18 protein-coding genes and 1 tRNA gene are annotated in these 17,220 nt (G+C 39.0%); 10 read left to right on the top strand and 9 right to left on the bottom strand.

Going from position 1 to position 17,220, the window contains the following annotated elements; translation table 11 throughout:
• Positions 1-279: 279 nt before the first annotated feature.
• The 5 genes from MMO42_RS03130 to MMO42_RS03110 all read right to left on the bottom strand — a co-directional run bounded on the left by MMO42_RS03130 (position 280) and on the right by MMO42_RS03110 (position 6,414).
• Positions 280-1,263 (bottom strand): DUF4882 family protein, encoded by a 984-nt coding sequence (locus MMO42_RS03130; RefSeq protein WP_241319285.1) that lies wholly within the window; start codon positions 1,261-1,263, stop codon positions 280-282.
• A gap of 153 nt (positions 1,264-1,416) precedes the next feature.
• Positions 1,417-2,430, bottom strand: coding sequence for a fimbrial protein (locus MMO42_RS03125; protein ID WP_241319284.1), 1,014 nt, complete (start codon positions 2,428-2,430; stop codon positions 1,417-1,419).
• Complete coding sequence (locus MMO42_RS03120) at positions 2,427-5,006, bottom strand: fimbria/pilus outer membrane usher protein (protein WP_241319582.1); 2,580 nt, start codon at positions 5,004-5,006, stop codon at positions 2,427-2,429. The genes MMO42_RS03125 and MMO42_RS03120 overlap by 4 nt, the downstream gene beginning before the upstream one ends.
• A 60-nt stretch (positions 5,007-5,066) precedes the next feature.
• Positions 5,067-5,801 (bottom strand): fimbria/pilus periplasmic chaperone, encoded by a 735-nt coding sequence (locus MMO42_RS03115; protein ID WP_241319283.1) that lies wholly within the window; start codon positions 5,799-5,801, stop codon positions 5,067-5,069.
• A gap of 79 nt (positions 5,802-5,880) precedes the next feature.
• Positions 5,881-6,414: a fimbrial protein gene (locus MMO42_RS03110; protein WP_005189351.1), complete on the bottom strand. Its 534-nt coding sequence runs from the start codon at positions 6,412-6,414 to the stop codon at positions 5,881-5,883.
• Between the two features lie 489 nt (positions 6,415-6,903).
• Between MMO42_RS03110 and MMO42_RS03105 the strand changes: the two genes are divergently transcribed.
• Together MMO42_RS03105 and MMO42_RS03100 are read left to right on the top strand one after the other, a co-directional pair.
• Positions 6,904-7,251 carry a hypothetical protein gene (locus MMO42_RS03105; protein WP_005189348.1) on the top strand — a complete coding sequence of 116 codons (348 nt, stop codon included), beginning with the start codon at positions 6,904-6,906 and terminating at the stop codon, positions 7,249-7,251.
• Positions 7,252-7,380: 129 nt separating this feature from the next.
• Positions 7,381-7,593: a hypothetical protein gene (locus MMO42_RS03100; RefSeq protein WP_032862832.1), complete on the top strand. Its 213-nt coding sequence runs from the start codon at positions 7,381-7,383 to the stop codon at positions 7,591-7,593.
• 45 nt (positions 7,594-7,638) lie between these two features.
• Here the strand turns inward: MMO42_RS03100 and bioB are convergent, their stop codons facing one another.
• Together bioB and queG are read right to left on the bottom strand one after the other, a co-directional pair.
• Positions 7,639-8,628: a biotin synthase BioB gene (bioB, locus tag MMO42_RS03095; RefSeq protein ID WP_005293339.1), complete on the bottom strand. Its 990-nt coding sequence runs from the start codon at positions 8,626-8,628 to the stop codon at positions 7,639-7,641.
• A gap of 91 nt (positions 8,629-8,719) precedes the next feature.
• Entirely contained in the window at positions 8,720-9,832 is a 1,113-nt protein-coding gene (gene queG / locus MMO42_RS03090) for a tRNA epoxyqueuosine(34) reductase QueG (RefSeq protein ID WP_241319282.1), read from the bottom strand.
• A 24-nt stretch (positions 9,833-9,856) separates the two neighbouring features.
• Between queG and MMO42_RS03085 the strand changes: the two genes are divergently transcribed.
• Entirely contained in the window at positions 9,857-11,344 is a 1,488-nt protein-coding gene (locus MMO42_RS03085) for an NAD(P)H-hydrate dehydratase (protein WP_241319280.1), read from the top strand.
• Positions 11,345-11,399: 55 nt separating this feature from the next.
• Here the strand turns inward: MMO42_RS03085 and MMO42_RS03080 are convergent, their stop codons facing one another.
• Both MMO42_RS03080 and ruvC read right to left on the bottom strand, forming a co-directional pair.
• Positions 11,400-11,795, bottom strand: a complete 396-nt coding sequence (locus MMO42_RS03080) for a hypothetical protein (protein ID WP_241319279.1) — start codon at positions 11,793-11,795, stop codon at positions 11,400-11,402.
• A 17-nt stretch (positions 11,796-11,812) separates the two neighbouring features.
• Positions 11,813-12,358, bottom strand: a complete 546-nt coding sequence (gene ruvC, locus MMO42_RS03075; RefSeq protein WP_005152354.1) for a crossover junction endodeoxyribonuclease RuvC — start codon at positions 12,356-12,358, stop codon at positions 11,813-11,815.
• Positions 12,359-12,655: 297 nt separating this feature from the next.
• On the opposite strand from ruvC, the gene MMO42_RS03070 reads away from it, so the two are divergent.
• From MMO42_RS03070 to MMO42_RS03040, 7 genes are all read left to right on the top strand, one after another.
• A tRNA-Met gene (locus MMO42_RS03070) sits at positions 12,656-12,732 on the top strand.
• A 184-nt stretch (positions 12,733-12,916) separates the two neighbouring features.
• The gene (locus tag MMO42_RS03065) at positions 12,917-13,150 is read left to right on the top strand and encodes a hypothetical protein (RefSeq protein ID WP_005152356.1); all 234 of its coding nucleotides are present in this window, start codon (positions 12,917-12,919) and stop codon (positions 13,148-13,150) included.
• A 110-nt stretch (positions 13,151-13,260) separates the two neighbouring features.
• Positions 13,261-13,470 (top strand): cold-shock protein, encoded by a 210-nt coding sequence (locus MMO42_RS03060; RefSeq protein WP_004653101.1) that lies wholly within the window; start codon positions 13,261-13,263, stop codon positions 13,468-13,470.
• 474 nt (positions 13,471-13,944) lie between these two features.
• Positions 13,945-14,157 (top strand): cold-shock protein, encoded by a 213-nt coding sequence (locus MMO42_RS03055; RefSeq protein ID WP_241319277.1) that lies wholly within the window; start codon positions 13,945-13,947, stop codon positions 14,155-14,157.
• Between the two features lie 599 nt (positions 14,158-14,756).
• On the top strand, positions 14,757-16,175 hold the full coding sequence (locus MMO42_RS03050; RefSeq protein WP_241319276.1) for an FAD-binding oxidoreductase: 1,419 nt from the start codon (positions 14,757-14,759) through the stop codon (positions 16,173-16,175).
• A 172-nt stretch (positions 16,176-16,347) separates the two neighbouring features.
• Positions 16,348-16,509, top strand: a complete 162-nt coding sequence (locus tag MMO42_RS03045; protein ID WP_241319274.1) for a hypothetical protein — start codon at positions 16,348-16,350, stop codon at positions 16,507-16,509.
• A gap of 185 nt (positions 16,510-16,694) precedes the next feature.
• Positions 16,695-17,129, top strand: coding sequence for an I78 family peptidase inhibitor (locus MMO42_RS03040; protein ID WP_241319272.1), 435 nt, complete (start codon positions 16,695-16,697; stop codon positions 17,127-17,129).
• Positions 17,130-17,220: the final 91 nt, after the last annotated feature.

Here is a 17,220-nt window from a genome sequence, read left to right as displayed (position 1 = left end):
ATTAAAATAGTTGTTTAAAGTGTGATGTGTTTAAGATTTTATTTTAAAATTGATAATTAATATATTTATTTTATTTTGTTAATTGAGTCACATATTTTTATTTTAATGAGAATTTAAAACCTAACCTGTCTGGTATGCATTATATGGTCGCTGTAACGTCTTTATAAAATTCAAATATGGAACTTAGCTATACAATTACAACTGGAAAATTATGCTATTTCCATTTTTTTAAAATAAAAAGCCGAATCAAATGATTAGGCTTTGACAGCTTTAAATGAACTAGATTGCGTTACCACAGATGTCTGTTGTACCTTGTGGATAGCTAAACTGTAGGGCATTTCGGTCAGTGATTAATTCAGATGAGAACTCTAGTCCTGCGAGTTTGTCTGAGAATTTACCGTTTTTATCTGAACCAACCCAGCTACGGATATCAAAACCGATATTTTTCAATGGGGCAGGGAGTGTTCCTTGATACCCCTGATCAACACCATTGACAATAAAGCCAACCTGTTTGGTATTTTGGTTGATATAGATACCTACGCGATGATATTTACTTTGATAGTCGGTCATTTTATTGTAGTAATAAGCAACTGAAGTATACTCGGTCTCATCGCTATTCGGGTAACCAAGCATAAATAATACGGATGGTGGATTTTCACCGAAATCAGGATCAGCGGCACCTGCCATGAAACTATATCCTGACCTTACAACATATCCATTTTCAGAGATTCCACTAAAATTAATATCTGCGAAATAAGATGAACCCGGTTCTCCATAATAACCACCACTTAGTGGGGCGCCAGGTATATCGAGTTGCATTTCCAGTGCAAGAATCCCTGTTTTTGGTAAGTTAAAATCTCCTAAACCATCTTGTAAGTATGGAAAGTATGGAGAATTTATTGCCGAATAAAACCTTGCTTTACTGGTAGCTAAGTATTGTAAGTAATTAAAAGTACCGTACTCAGGGTCGCTATTTGAAAAATAAGGGGGGGCAACGGTTAAGCTAAACTTTTGACCATTGATGGTTGGAAATATACCCATTAGATAATCTGAATTTTGATTGTTCCATAAATCATCATAATCTTGTTGTGTGGCATCAAAGTTATACTGACAAGTTTGTGGTTGGCTAAAACTACGCAAACTAAGGCTTGAAGATGGTGCTGCTGTTGATTGAGTAGAAGTAGCATTTTGTTGTGAACCATTTTGATTTTCACCACAGCCGAGTAAGGCTAGGCTAAGTGCAAATATGCTCAGTTTTTTCATTGATTATTCCTCTGGTGTGTTATTTACGGTTTTTATCAAAAATTAAATGTGAGTATTTTTTGAGTTATTGATTTTAAAAATTAATAACTTAATTCTATTTTTTGAGTTTTTATAAAAAAAGACCTCTCGTTTGGGAAGAGGTCTTATAAAAGGTTAATCGTATTGAATGGTCACAGTAGCCATAGCGCGGACTTTACCCGCAGTGACATTGGCTGCAGTTTGATAGTAGCGAGCTGTTAGTGGAACGTTGTATTGAACAGTTTGGTTCGATTTCACTGTTCCTAGCTCTAATTTATTACCTAAACCAATCACTTGATTTTTATTTTGATAATTCCATACAAGCTGTACACCAACACCATTTGCTTTAGTCGAATTGGGTTCAAGATTCTTTAAGACTTGAGTGTTATTACCTTCTTGTTGATAGTCAAAGGTTAAACTAATGAGGTTTTTTTCTTCATAACCTGTTGGATTTTCACCACCATTGCAAAGAATATTTAAGTCAAAAGATTGCTCGCCTTGAGTTGAGCCGATACCTTTAAAGCCCGATTTCATCACAGTTGGAAGTTGTACTGCTTTATTAATATCACCTCTCCATTCACAAGAAGAAGAAGCAATCGTAATCGCGTTACCGTAAACGGTACTGGTTAAGAAAGGGCGATCATTCCTGTTTCCAGCATAATAGGTACTATAAACACCAGGCACTAATGTTCCTGAGCCCGTATTTTCTGCTGTTTTCACAATTTCAACAACGAAATAGCCCTCGGCAAGGCTAATACGAGTACTTGGTACAGATCGGGTATAAGGATAATATCCTGAGAAATTCGTAGCATTAAATGCTTCTCGATAAAGACGAATTCCAATCCCTGGGATATTGGTTGAATAGATATTATCGCCAAGTGGACTAATTGCATAATTTTGTAATAACCGTGCGACCATCATATCGCTACTATTACAAGTATATGTTGTTCTAGAATCAGGACGAATTTCAAAAAGAGATTTAACTAAGACTTTACCAACGGGGTCACTTGGTCGAACTACAACTCGACCTACTTGCATGGAGACGTCAATTGTTCTGAAACCCGCGCTAGTTGAACAAGCAGCTTGAGCTGCTGTATTTACACCAAAACCTGCAGCAACTAAGGCACTGCTTAAGAGTAATTTTTTCATTTGCATACGGCCTCAGACATGATCATGCTTTGCTGGTCGTTAGAAAGTTGTGCTGTCACATCATAACTGAAATGGCACTGCTCATTGGCTTCATCGCCCCATTTTACGTACAAATCACCTTTTGGTTCTTGCGTACGTAAATACACCATGCTGCCTTGTGCCACGATACCAACAGATTCATCTTTAGTATTAAAGACTTGTGCAGCGAATGGTAAGCTTTCACCAGTTGCTGTTTTGGTATTGATGTAAATGGCATAACCTTTCTTGGTTGAAAAATCAACTTTTGCAATCGCACCAGCAAAAGGCGCGATACGTTGACTGGTTTCTTCTAGTTCAACATTGGTCGACATTTCTTGAGGATCAAGTGTGATGTCATTTAAACGGTATGGTGTTACATAAGGGATAACCGCATAACCAGATTTATTTACACTAAGGCCAACGGTGTTGTTGACTTTGGCACCTGCAGCATCTGGCGCATATACTAGTACCATGGTTTGACCTTGTTCAGGACCAAACAGGATGCCATCCGAATGAGCAACAACGCTACCACTAACACTAAGCATCGCTTGTTGATATGAATCAGCAATACTATAAGAACCACCAACCGTCGCAAAGTTTGTACGATAACGACTGTTAACGTTGAAACTCGGGTTCTGTCTGTCTTGATGAGATACAGATGCACCGTAGTTGAAACGATCGCCAACCATACCGCTCATACCGACTGTGCGGTTGTTTTCAGATGCGTTTGCATTGACGTTGACCGAATTCTTTCTGAAATTGATTGGGAAAGAAAGTGTCATCAAATATTCTGTATCACGTGTTTGCGTACTGCTTGAACCGTATTCGATCTGACGATTGGTTGCAGAAAGACCATAGGTTAAGCCATGATAATTGTTGCTATAACCAATTTGATATTGGCGACTGGTTTCATTACGGTTCCAGTAATCATTCCAAGAACCAACCATGTAAATATTACCCCAACCTTCAGGTAAACCTTGGTTTAGGGTGATTTGGAACTCACTACGCTGTTTACCCACAGCAAAGGTGTTCACGCCTTTATCTTCAAGATCGCGAATCAACAGGGCATCACGTAACTTGTAATAGTTCTCGGTTGAATAGCGATAGGCTGCCAAAGTTAAGTTGGTATTGGTCGGTGAAATGAGCTTACTATAACTTAGACGGAAACTTTGACCCGATTGAGAGCCTTGTTTGTCAAAGTCAGTATTGGACTGGGTAATATCGAATGATACTGCACCAATCGGTGTTGCAACTGCTGCACCTAATAATAACGCACTATAATCTTCTGCTAATTGAAAACCTGTATAGCCCGTCAAATAGTTATTAATACCGCGTTGGTATTTACCTTGTGTTACCCACGGCGTTAAATCAATATCACGGTCGCGAAACTCACCCGCAGTGACGGAGTAACGGCTTAGGCCTGGGCGTAGCATTTGCACAACAGATGCATAAGGAACGGCAAGTTTTTGTATTTCGCCATTTGATTCAATAATCGTAACTTCGAGTTCGCCACCAAAACCTGTAGGGTAGAGGTCATTAATTTCAAAACTACCCGGCGCAACCGTGGTTTGATAAATCAACTGACCTTGTTGGCGAACTTCTACTTTGGCGTTGGTTTTTGCATTACCGCGAATACGTGGCGCATAACCGAGCATACTATTCGGTAGCATACGGTCATCGCTTGAAAAATCTAAACCACGATAACCAAATGAGTCAAATAACTCACCATTGGTAAAGCTATCACCTAAGGTAACAACTCCTCGATACTGAGGGAAAGCACGTTGTAAATAGGTGCTTGTCGATTCGTAGTTTGATTTCTTTTTAGTCGTTGAATCTAATTCACTTTGAGCACCATCTTGCCATTGCCACTGACCATTGTGGCGAAGTTGCCAACCTGCAATATTGGCACCCGCAGTAATTGCCATAAAGGCATTGGTGGTTTCTTTATTTTCATTTAAACGATTAAACGTTTTATAGGCACTACCGCTATACGATAAAAACCCAGCATTGACACCACGATCCCAAATACTCGGATCAACATAGCCTTGTGCATTTTTTTGTAAGGCGATTTGTGGAATCGAAATATCGACACGCAAACGTGACGTGTCGAAATCGTAATATGCGTTTTCGATCCATTCTTCGATTTTGTAGCAGGCATTCGGCGCAGCAGTTTCAGTACGATTGACAAGAACGTCTTGTTTTACGCCATATTCAAGCAATGAGCTAGAAGTGAAACAGGTAAAGGCATTTTTATTTTGTTCAGTTGAACGGAACATCATTCTTCTTTTGCCAAACCAGTTGCCATTGATATAAACGTCAACGTTATATTCACCAGGCAAAACTGGGTTCCCGTATTTAAAACGAGAAATATCGACTTTTTGTGCGTCACCGATCAAGAAGACAGAGTCAAATTCTGCTTCCATTGGTGGTGCTTGTTCTGCTGTCTGTTCTACTGCATAAACAGCCATAGGCATCGTGACTGTGACTACCCCAGAAGTAAGGTAATAACAAATACGACGCTTCAAGAATTTAGCTGTTGCATTTTTCTTTGACATAATCCGTTCGCCTATTCAAGGATAGGTACAAAATCACTTATTGAGTGGAAATAAATTTGTTTGTTATTGAAGCTTGATCTGGTGTTCGATACGACCACCGTAATCATTGATATTCACGTAGCTGAGCTTTTCAGTACTACCAGTTTTCAATTGGATCTTGTCCTCTGAAAAAGGCGGTAACATCAAACCTTTAGGCAGCAAGTCAACAGGTTTTCCTGCATTTTGCTGGTACACCGCAGTCATGGTGACGTGAAACGGCGTTGGATTTTTTACAATCAGTGTTTGACCGCTTTTAGCCCACTGCAATTTTTCACCAGCGAGATTGGCATCCGCTTTAATGCTTGCTGGACGATAGAAAAATTTGATGCGTGAACGGATCGCAAGCTGTAAAAAATTATCAGGAACAGCATCTTTATTGTTCGCTGTAGGTCTTGGTGGTATATCCAAAACATTCAGCCAAAAAACTGTTTCTTGTTTTTGATTTAATTGAGCTGCATTTGGTAATGCAGTAATACGAAGAGATTGGCTCTTCGTTGGATCAACACGCGAAATAGGGGGCGTAATCATAAACGGAACTTTAGACTGATCGGGTGTACTTTTAGCATCACCTTCGTCAATCCATGCCTGAACAAGCGATGGCTTAGAACCATTGTTACTGACTTGCAAAGTCACTTCACGAGCATCTGATGGATAAATAACGCGAGTACCATGCAAAATAATTTCTGCATGTGTTTGACTTGCGATTAAAGCCGATGACATCGTTAAACCAAGCAAAAAATTGTAACTGTTCAGTGCCATTTAAATTTACTCTATGATTGCGTGAAGTGTACAACTGCGAATTTCTAGAAACCTAGAAATTCGCACCATTTATCAAAGATTATTGATAAATAATAGTGTACTGAACTGAAGTATTTACTTCACCAGCAGTAGACGCGCCAGTTGCATAGTATTCAGCATAGTAGTTAAGGTCAGCAGTACCGCCTTCTACAACGTCAACCCATTGTGAGTTCGCTTGAGCACCATTGCTACCAGCAGCAAGAACTGGAATTACTTGGTTGTTGTTACCTAGTAATTGAACATCAACGTTTTTCGCGCCAGCAGCATTTTGGTTAAGTAAACGGCCAGTATTGAAATCAACAGTTGCACCTGGTTCGAAGTAAGTTGCAACTTTACCTTCTGAACAGTTACCTAAGTTGATTTGGAATGGTGTACGACCAGCAACAGCACCTGCATTAGCAAGAGTTTGCTTAGAAACGGTAGGAAGCGTAACAGTAAAGTCTTTACCCGCTGGAGTCACGATGTCACAAGTTTTGTCTGTTACTAGACCATTAATTGTAATCGTTCCATCTGCAGCTTGAGCGTTAGCAATACCAACAACTGAAAGAGTAGCGATCAAAGCAAGTTTTTTCATAATAATTTCTCGAACACATCGGCTAAAAGTTTGAATTAAAATTACTTCTCAGTTGGATTTTTGCGCTGAACAAGTAATGTGCGAAATATATATCACTAGGTTTTAAAAATGCAAACAGCGTCACATTTTTATAGTGGTTTTTAATCTAATTTTCCGATTATTAATAAGTTGTTGATATGAAAAGTTTTTGCTTTGTGGAAAACTTATTTTACCGACTGGTTTGTTTAAAATTGCTTAAGACTGATTGTTTTTTCCTTTCATAAAAATTGGGCCACATGATTATTTTTTGATCAAAAAATGGCTAAAATTGTATTTTTATGTGATTTGATTAACAAAATTGAAAAAATGATTTAGATGAATAATCAAGTTTTTAGAATGATTATTAAGTGTGTTTACAAAAAGCTCAAAGTTCTTTTAAGAATCTTTTAAGGTTCAATCCTTAGTTTTTTAGTCATGATTAGATGAAAAAAACGCCGAGAGGAGCTTTCAATGAACATGCTTTATACCCACAAACCAAACTACTATTTCTTTGCACACAAGTTTGTTTTATTCCTAGAAAGTTATTTAAAAAGTCATCCTACGGAACAGCAGACTAGCTTCAACTTGCAAACGATCTATGATCTATTCAGCCATGATCGTGCCTCTAGTACGACCAATTTAGAGGGTATCTTAAATATTGCAGATGAATACGTGCTTGAAACAGATGAAGGGCAGCAGTCATTGATCCAGTCTTATCATGTTCATTTAGATAACCATGTGCTGACTTTGGCATTTAATACAAAGGCTGTTGAAAGTTTAAAGGCAGGTCAAACGATTGTGAGTCCGCAAGCGGCTTAAATATTTAAAGGTGTATTCTCGTTTTACACACTTAGTGAGTAATGTCCTTTACTAAGTGTTTTTTACAAGCTGCGTTAAAGCCTTTGATCCGTTATGATGTATAGATCCAATGAAGATATGCATAGTGTTATGGATAAAGATTTTAAGTCGGAAACTTATACGGTAGATGAAAATATTGCCGATACAGTGTTATGGTTGATGCATCATCAGGATATTTTTGATTCATTTCATTTTGATGTGCATAGCCAAGAACTGTCAGTCACACATGCAGCAGGCGTTGATATCATCCGTATAGGAATGTTTTTAAATGCTGAATATGGCATTTTGGTCACATCAATTTAATCATCTTTAAAGAAAAAGCCTTGTCATGTGACAAGGCTTTTTTGTTTATGCACTCATGGCATCTACGGAAAGTTCAGCAACGGTCGGCTTTGGTTTTTCTGCGGTTAAACCTAATTTGGCAAATAGAACTTGATCTTTGCCTTCACCCGCATTTGGTGTGGTAAGTAGTTTATCACCTGAGAAGAGTGAGTTTGCACCCGCCATAAACGCAAGGGCTTGGTCAGAATCACTCAATGATTCACGGCCAGCAGAGAGGCGAACATAACTGTGTGGCATGATAATACGTGCAACAGCAATGGTACGGATCCATTCAGTCACATCAAGCTTTTCAACATTCGCCAACGGTGTACCTTCAATTGGAACCAACATATTAATTGGTACAGACTCTGGGTGTACTGGCATGGTCGAAAGTTCATGTAACAAGCCAATACGGTCATTACGGCTTTCGCCTAGGCCTACAATACCGCCACTACATACTTTCATACCTGCTTGACGTACATGATCTAGCGTATCAAGACGATCATCAAATGTACGGGTACTGATGATATGTGAATAGTATTCACGAGATGTATCTAAGTTATGGTTGTAATAATCTAGGCCTGCATCTTTTAAACGTTCAGCTTGCGATTGGTTCAGCATACCTAAAGTCATACAGGTTTCTAGGCCTAATGCTTTAACTTCACGTACCATTTCAAGCACGTAAGGCATATCACGTTCATGTGGGTTACGCCAAGCGGCTCCCATACAAAAGCGCGATGAACCAGACTCTTTTGCTGAGAGTGCTTCACGAATGACTTTATCGACTGCGATACGCTTTTCTGCTTCTAATTTAGAATCGTAACGAGCTGATTGGGAGCAATACTTACAGTCTTCTGGACATTTACCCGTTTTAATCGAAAGTAGGGTACTGACCTGAATCGCATTTGCTTGGAAGTGTTGACGATGAACACCTTGTGCTTGAAATACTAAGTCTAAAAAAGGTTGGTCATATAAAGCTTGGATTTCATCACGAGTCCAGTCATTACGTAAAGTCATTGTTATATCCATGATGATTGATTACAGACATTGAGATTCATCATACAGAAATCGTGCCAAAGCCAAAGGGCAAAAAACACCATTTTTCTATTCAGTGTACGTTTATTTGCTGCAATTGCTGTTGAATTGCCCAATCAATATGTACATTGACGATCTCATCGTGCAACGTTTTTGCATCTTGCAATTGAGTGACGATTTCAGCTGAGTATGGAGCATTTCCAAGGCCAATTGCAATATTGCGTTTAAAGGACTGATATCCTGTACGGCGAATCGGGCTGCCTTCAGTATTGGCTAAGAATGTCGCTTCATCCCATTGCCAAATATCCAGTAAGCGAATGTTATCTAGACCATGTCTTGGGTCAAAGTCAGGGATTGACGCAGTTTTGGCAAAACCATTCCACGGGCAAATCAACTGACAATCATCACAGCCAAAAATACGATTGCCAATGCCAGAGCGTAATTCTTCAGGAATGATCCCTTTATACTCAATGGTTAAGTATGCAATACATTTTCTTGCATCTAACATATACGGTTCCACAATTGCCTGTGTCGGACAAATGTCGATACAGGCAGTACATGAACCGCAATGTGCAGTCGCAGGCTGGTCAAAAGGCAGTTCTAGAGAAGTAAACAGTTCGCCTAAAACAAAAAAAGAGCCTGATTTTTTATGGATCAATAAGGTATGTTTACCGGTCCAGCCCATACCTGCACTTTCAGCCAAAGACTTTTCAAAAATAGGTGCCGAGTCGGCAAAAGGACGTGATTCAAAATCACCGACTTTTTCTTTGATACGACTCGCTAAAGTCTTTAACCGTCCACGCATGACTTTATGGTAGTCACGACCACGTGCATAGCGCGCGATAATGGCCGAATTTGGTTCAAATGGTACATAACGGGGCTTGGGCGATGCCACAAGATAGTTCATCCGCACACAAATAATGCTTTTAGTCCCAGGCACCAGCAATGTTGGATCAGCACGTTTTTCTAGGTTTTCCTCTAAATAGTGCATATCTGCATGATAACCCCGTTCTAAATATTCTTTGAAACGAGGCATTTGATCTTGAGCATCTGGTTTGGCAATGACACAATCAGAAAAGCCCAAGTCTAAAGCCTGAGTTTTTATCCATGCTTTAAGCGCCTCAGGATCAAGCTGTTGTAGCTCGATTTTTTGAGACTGTGTTTGAGATAGGGTGCTGGTAGCCATAAACCGATAATAAAGGGGAAAAACATGCAAGGCCTAGTTTACCATAGCCAAAGTATTCAAGCATGGGAGCAACGTTGGTTTGCTCAGCAAAATTCATCTTTAGGGTTAATGCAGCAGGCAGCATGGGCAATATCACAGCAACTGGTCGAGCAATTTAAGCAAAACAAAATTCAAAAGATCGCGATTTGGTGCGGGCAAGGTAATAATGCAGGTGATGGATACTATATTGCAGCTTTTCTGAAGCAACAGGGGTTTCGCACCACTGTTTATGCAACTGAACTCGGTCAATCTTTAGATTTAAAACAAGCAGCAGATTATGCGCAACAGCAGCAAGTGAATATTCAAAGTGTTGATTATCTATTGTCTGAAAATGCGGTCCATCAAGAACTCCCCATTTTTGATTGCCATATTGATGCTTTGTTTGGCATCGGATTAAACCGAGTACTTGATCAAAACTGGCAAGGTATTATTCAACTCTTCAATGCGCAAACAGGTTTAAAAGTTTCAATTGATATTCCAAGTGGTCTGCAAGCCAATACTGGACAAGCCATACCATGTGCCATACAAGCTCAGCATACCTTTACGATTCTCGGCTATAAAGCAGGGCTATTTACTGGGCAGGCGAAGCAATTTGTTGGGCAATTACATCTCGTCAGTTTGATTCCAACAGACGCTGAATTAAAAGCACTTGCTTATTTATCGCCTGAAAAAATCGTTTTGCCGAAACGTCAGGCTTTTGGACATAAAGGAAGCTATGGGCATGTATTGGTTGTAGGTGGACATGCCGATATGGGAGGCGCGGTCATTATGTCGGCTGAAGCTGCCTTTCATGCAGGGGCTGGTAAAGTCAGCGTAGTTTGTCATCCAAAACATCATCAAGCTATCTTGGCGCGTGCACCCAATATTATGGTGCGAGATATTAACAGCTTAGATCAAGAAGATATTGAGAAGTTACTTAAACAGGTCGATGCTGTATGTTTTGGTATGGGCTTAGGACGGGATCAATGGGCTGAACATATTTATCAGCAATGGTTTGCGTTACTCAATCAAAACTCTCATTTAGAGGTTGTACTGGATGCAGATGGACTCTGGTTTTTGGCAAAGAGTTCGGAACAACTTGGCGCTCATATCTACGCCACACCGCATTCAGGTGAAGCCGCAACGTTATTAGGATGTACTGCTGCTGACATTGAGCAAGATCGAATTGCTGCGATTCAGCAACTGCAACAAAAGTATGCAGGGCAATGGGTATTGAAAGGTGCAGGGAGCTTAATTTTAGAAGATAAATTATTTATCTGTACGCAGGGCAATGCAGGCATGGGCACAGGTGGAATGGGTGATGTATTGGCGGGGATGATCGCCAGTTTAAAAGCTCAATTTCATCAGCAAGTTGCATTGCATGAAATCGTGAGTTTACATGCGCGGGCAGGTGATCTCTTAGCTAGGAACGGAGAGAGAGGCTTGCAAGCGCATGACATGGGAAAAATGATTTATTATGTGGTGAATCAATAATTTTTATTAATAGTGGTGAGGGGGAGTTAGATTTTTTAACTAGGTTGCTTTTAGGTTAATCCCATAAATGCTGATAATAGCTTGTAAATAATCTCAAACCTTCCTCGATTTGTTTTTCAGCCTCTGTACTATGATTTCCTGCCAAGACTAACTCAAAAGCAAGAATCATTTTATTTAGATAGTCTAACCAGATGTAATTTAGCTCATCATCACTGAAATCTTGAGGATACTTTGAGTCTACAACCCATGTAGGTAGGGATATATTATCTTTTTTAATAATTAATTTTCTATATGATCGTAATATAGGAAGAATTTTGTGGGCAATTTCTTTCTTAGAGTCAGCATAATAAGAAATGGGGACAAAGCCGTATCCTTTAATCAAATTTCCCAACTTTTCTTTAAAGTCTATATAAGGCTTGATGGCCTTATCTAATAGATTGCTTTTAATCATATTGGTTTGTTCTTAATTTAACGGCGTCTGCTACTTGAGCGACTACGCCCACGTGCCATACCACCTAATGCATTGAGTACTGCCATTTTGCTCATACTGCCTGAAGCATGGGCATGGCAAATTGCCGCAGCAAGGGCATCTGCTGCATCTGCTTGCGGTTGGATGGTTAAATTGAGTAAACGCATTACCATCAGCTGTACTTGTTCTTTTTCTGCAGCACCATAACCGACAACGGACTGCTTGATTTGACGTGCGGTGTACTCCGCAACCTGTAAATCCAGATTGACCAGTGCAGCAATTGCCGCACCACGGGCCTGACCGAGCTTTAAGGCTGAATCGGGGTTTTGCGCCATAAACACTTGCTCTACAGCAGCTTCAGTCGGACCATGAAATTTAACGATACGTTCGACGCCGGCAAAAATACGCTTCAAACGTTCAGGCATTTCCTGTGTTTCAGTACGAATCGTCCCTGCATCGACAAAACGTAACTTATTGCCATCTTTTTCGATAATTCCGTAACCCGTTATGCGTGAACCGGGATCAATACCAATAATTAATGACATGAAGCACTATATAAAAGAAAGGGTGCTGATATTGTTACATACTGGGCTTTTCACTGCATAATATTTTTGTAGAATTTTGAATTATAAAGAAATAGTTGTTTTATTGAACGAATCTTGTCTGATTTATTCAATATCTGAATCTTTAGCGCTCTGCTACAAGCTTAACTCAGACACATTGAGTGAGCGTGAGTTTTGATCGATTTGTGTGTAATTTAGGCGTTAATTGCTAAATTAAGCGATTTTTATAAAAATAATTTGCATTGTGGGTTAGATGTGCGTATAAAGCTAACTCGTCGGTGCGGGATGGAGCAGTCTGGTAGCTCGTCGGGCTCATAACCCGAAGGTCGTTGGTTCAAATCCAGCTCCCGCTACCAACCGAATTAAATTAGTTATGCTCTGTGATGTATTTAAAGTTACTGTCTAAAAAGAATAGGCAGTAATGAAGTTAGCTGAAATAACCCTAAATAAAGCTAAAAATTATTAGATTCTAGAAATGTAGTTGTTATCTCTCATCTGTCTAGCGTTATAGTAAACAAAATCGATCACTTGAGCTCAGGAATGAGTGATTTTGTGTTAAAAATTATTAATGAATGGCGTGTAGCCAAAGCCAGCAATGGCAACGAAATTTGTGTGAGAATCATCCCATTGAAACGTCAGCAAAATACGTTGAACGGTTCTAAATGGGTAGAGGTTGGAAAGAAAGTACTGTTGGAATCAGGTCAAGAAATTGACTTTAATTTGGACGGGAAAAGCTTCTATACGGATGTTAATCAGCTTTATCGATTAACATAAACAGTTCTTGCACTTGTAGTATCTATCTAATAACGATAGATTGTGTTAGGTCATTATTGAAAAATTTTGATCTAACTCATAAATGAACAAAGTTTAAAAGGTTTAAAAGTATGTCTGATACAGTTACTGGTACTGTTAAGTGGTTCAACGAAACTAAAGGTTTTGGTTTCATTCAAGCTGATTCTGGTGAAGATGTTTTCGCTCATTTCAGTGAAATCCAAAGCAAAGGCTTCAAAGTTTTGAATGAAGGCCAACGCGTTTCGTTTGTTCTTGGTCAAGGTAAAAAAGGACCACAAGCAACTCTTATTACTGTTATCTAAGTACTCTTTAGACCAGTGAAAAAAAAGCTCACAACATGTGGGCTTTTTTTGTGCCTATAAATATATGTAAAAGTATAAAATGAAGCTGGATTATGAGAATATGGTTTGCTATTTGAGGTCAAAATGGCATGAAATAATATGTTAAAATTTTATATAAGCATCTGATTTTATAATTTAAAAGAAAAACTATATTTTTAAACATATGAAAATTAAAGTAAAAATACAATATTGGGTCGTTTCTAATGTCTAGTCTTATATTGGAATAAAAGGTTTCAACAGAGATTGAGATTGCGTGAAAAATGTAAAGTCGTGTATAGTAAAAGCTAACTAGAAGAATAACGCTGTTGATTCAGAAAATCTTGCATCTCATAGTTGTAGATAAACCTTTCGTTTTATCAGATTTCCTCTCAGAGTTTATGATTCCAAGTTGCTCGCTGTTCAGCGCCCCAAATTTTTTAAAATAGGTTTAAATATATGTCTAATACTGTGACTGGTACAGTTAAGTGGTTCAACGAAACTAAGGGTTTTGGCTTTATTCATGCAGACTCTGGACAAGACGTTTTCGCTCATTTCAGCGAAATCCAAAGCAGTGGTTTCAAAGTTCTACACGAAGGTCAACGCGTGACTTTTACAATTACTGAAGGCAAAAAAGGCCCTCAAGCAAGTGGTATTACAGTCGTTGCTTAAAACATAAGCGCGATATTTAAAAAAGCTCACTTTGGTGGGCTTTTTTTAGGTCTTGATCCTTTACTTTCTTTGCGGCAAGCACTTTTTTTAATTATTCTGCCTGAAGTGCTGTTTTTTGTCATAAATTCACCATTTGGTTGAAAAATTGCACTAGCGAGATATACGACTTTTTGCTAATTTATTTCTATTAATTTGTTAGGCAAATTAATCAGTGTAGTACATTTAATGAGCGTGAGAGTTATGGAAAACTTGGAGCCGTATGCTCAAGGGTTTGAGCAAGAAGTTCATGTACATTGTAAAAGATCTTTAGGTACGTTGTTATTCAGCTTTGTGGTATTGATTGCAACGAGCTTATGAGAGAAAAAAGCACCTTCGGGTGCTTTTTTAAATTTGGGTCCATTTTCTTTTTCGTAAATTTCTTAATGCAAAAAATTATATTCAAGATTTAAAAATAATATGTATTGCTGATCAATCATTAACGGTTTCTCAGCGTTATTGACCTATCAAAATTATTGAAAGATTCTAGTTTTATTGTTCATTCTTGTTGGGATAAGCTTTGTACATTATTGAGTAAGAAATTGTTTTTAGGTGAATTTCAAATGTATCGCGATATAAAAAAACCAACACATTTAGATGATGTTGTATTTAAAGAAAGCAAAGCATATAAAAATTCTAATGAGTGGAGTTGGGTCAATCCAAAGCATGGTGAGTTTGACCATCCTGCAAATTACTATGAAAGCGCTTTGGAAGATTGGTCTTGTTTTGACGCTCTAAATGCCGATCAAGAATGCGATGTCGTGGTGATTGGCGGTGGGCTGTTAGGTGCTTCAACAGCCTTGCATCTGGCTGAACAAGGTGTAGATACGATTTTAGTTGAAAAGAATCGAATTGGCTCTGCCGCTTCAGGTCGAAATGGCGGGCAGCTTACGCCTGGTCTGGCACGGTGGGAAGCTGAAGAAATGATTAAGCGCTTTAGTTATGAAGATGCTAAAAAACTTTGGCATTTTACCTCTACAGAAGCGATGAGTTTAATTGATCAGATTGCAGAAAAGTATGCTGTAAATTTAGCGCGTAAGCGTGGACATATTACCGCTGCAGTGCATGAGGGACATTTGATTGCGTTGACTCAAGGTGCAGATGCTCGGAAATATTTGGGCGAAGATCATACGAAAGTTGTGGGTGAGTATGAATTAAAAGAGTTAATCAAATCTGACCTATATAAAGGTGGTTTGGTGGATGACTTGGGTGGACATATTCATCCTTTGGCTTTAAACCGTGCTTTGGTACATGGCTTTTGTAAAAATGCTGGGAAAGTTTTTGAACAAACTGAAATCACTTCAATTTCTGAGCAAGCAGATGGTATTTATGTTCAAACAGCGACTGGTGTGATAAAAGCACGTAAAAGTGTGGTGATTGCTGTGCACCATAACGCGTTTAAGTTGCTCCCTGAAAAGAAACAAACCGCGATTCCATTCCATACTTATATCGCAGTGACGGCGCCATTGGGAGTGCCACTAACTGAATTATTACCTCAGGATCATCCTGTTTACGATACGCAATTACAGATTGATTATTACCGTGGTGTCTCGAAGAATAGATTGCTTTTCGGCGGACAAGGAACAGGTACAAGCTGGAGTGTAGGGCACATTAATCAATATTTACTAGGCCGAGTGAATAAAGTGTTTCCACAGCTAAAAAATGTTGAGATGGATTTCTGTTGGAGTGGCGTCAGTGATCTGACCATGAATGGCGCGACTGATAGTCGTAAGTTTGGAAATAAATTTCCAATTTATGCGGTACATGGCTGGAGTGGGCATGGTGTAGCGCAAACGGTGCGTATTGGTAAGGCTATTGCGGATGATTTTGCGGGTTTGAATCAGGATTATGCGATGTTAACCAAAATTCAGCATAGCGATATCCTGTTTGGGCGTTTGTTGGCACCATTGGCGATTCCAATGTCAAAAGGTTGGTATGGTGTAACAGGGATGCTCAATCCGGGCAAAATGGTTTCGTTTTAACAATCTATTTATCATCAAGTAGTATAAAAATGCCTCTTAAATGTGAGGCATTTTTTATGTTGTTTCGTGATGAGTGATCATGACAGATAGAAATTGAATGAGCCGATTAATTTGATTTTTTTCTATATATGGATAAGTATTATGTATGCAGTGAGGTAAAAGGATGAAGTCCATGGATATTATACAAGTCAAAGATTTTTCTGCGGTGACAGGGTATACACAAGCGATCCTGGAGATGGATGAGTGGGTTGCGACCCGTCCTCATTTTTATGTGATCAAACAACATTACTTAGTTGATGAAGCAATTCGACTGGAATATTTAATTATCCAATAGTTTTATGTAAGCTACTCCAAATTTATTCAGTTTGCATCGACGTTCCACGTTAGTATCGATTGGGAATCTCTCTGCTGTATTTCTATGCAAGGCATACTCTAATCTATGTTTTTGTTTCAAATCATAGACATAATCTTTGAGTTTTTTTGCTATCTTTGCCTTTTCACTTTATCAGAATTCAAATTATGAAAAAGATCTTAGTTTTAGCTGCGGTTCTTACCTCACTTGCAGCGTGTTCAGCAACACCTAATAAAGATACTACACCACCTAAAATTGGTATGGCGAATCCTGCCAGTAAATATTGCGTTGAGCAAGGTGGTCAGTTAGAGATTCGAAATGAAGCCAATGGTCAGGTAGGTTACTGTAAATTACCAAATGGTCAAGTGGTTGAAGAGTGGGAGCTTTTCCGCGCGAACCAACCTAAATGTATCGCTGATGAAGCAGCTAAGTTGGTTGGACAGTCTGGTTTAACAGAAGCGCAAATCAAGCAAAAAACCAAGTCAGAGATTGTGCGCAGTGTTGGACCAAACCAGCCTGTAACCATGGACTATCGTGAAAACCGCGTTACGGTAACCATTGACCCTCAGTCTAAAAAGATTACTCAAGCAAGTTGTGGCTAATCTTTAAAGCAGGTCTGCTCGGCTCTCAATTGGATTTAATTTAATTGGGAGCTTTTTTGTACAAGCTATCGTATAAGACTTGATAAATTAA

Source organism: Acinetobacter sp. ANC 3882, from assembly GCF_022549545.1.
GTDB lineage: Bacteria > Pseudomonadota > Gammaproteobacteria > Pseudomonadales > Moraxellaceae > Acinetobacter.
Note: the sequence above shows the minus strand (reverse complement) of the source record. Positions and strands in the feature narration are given on the sequence as shown.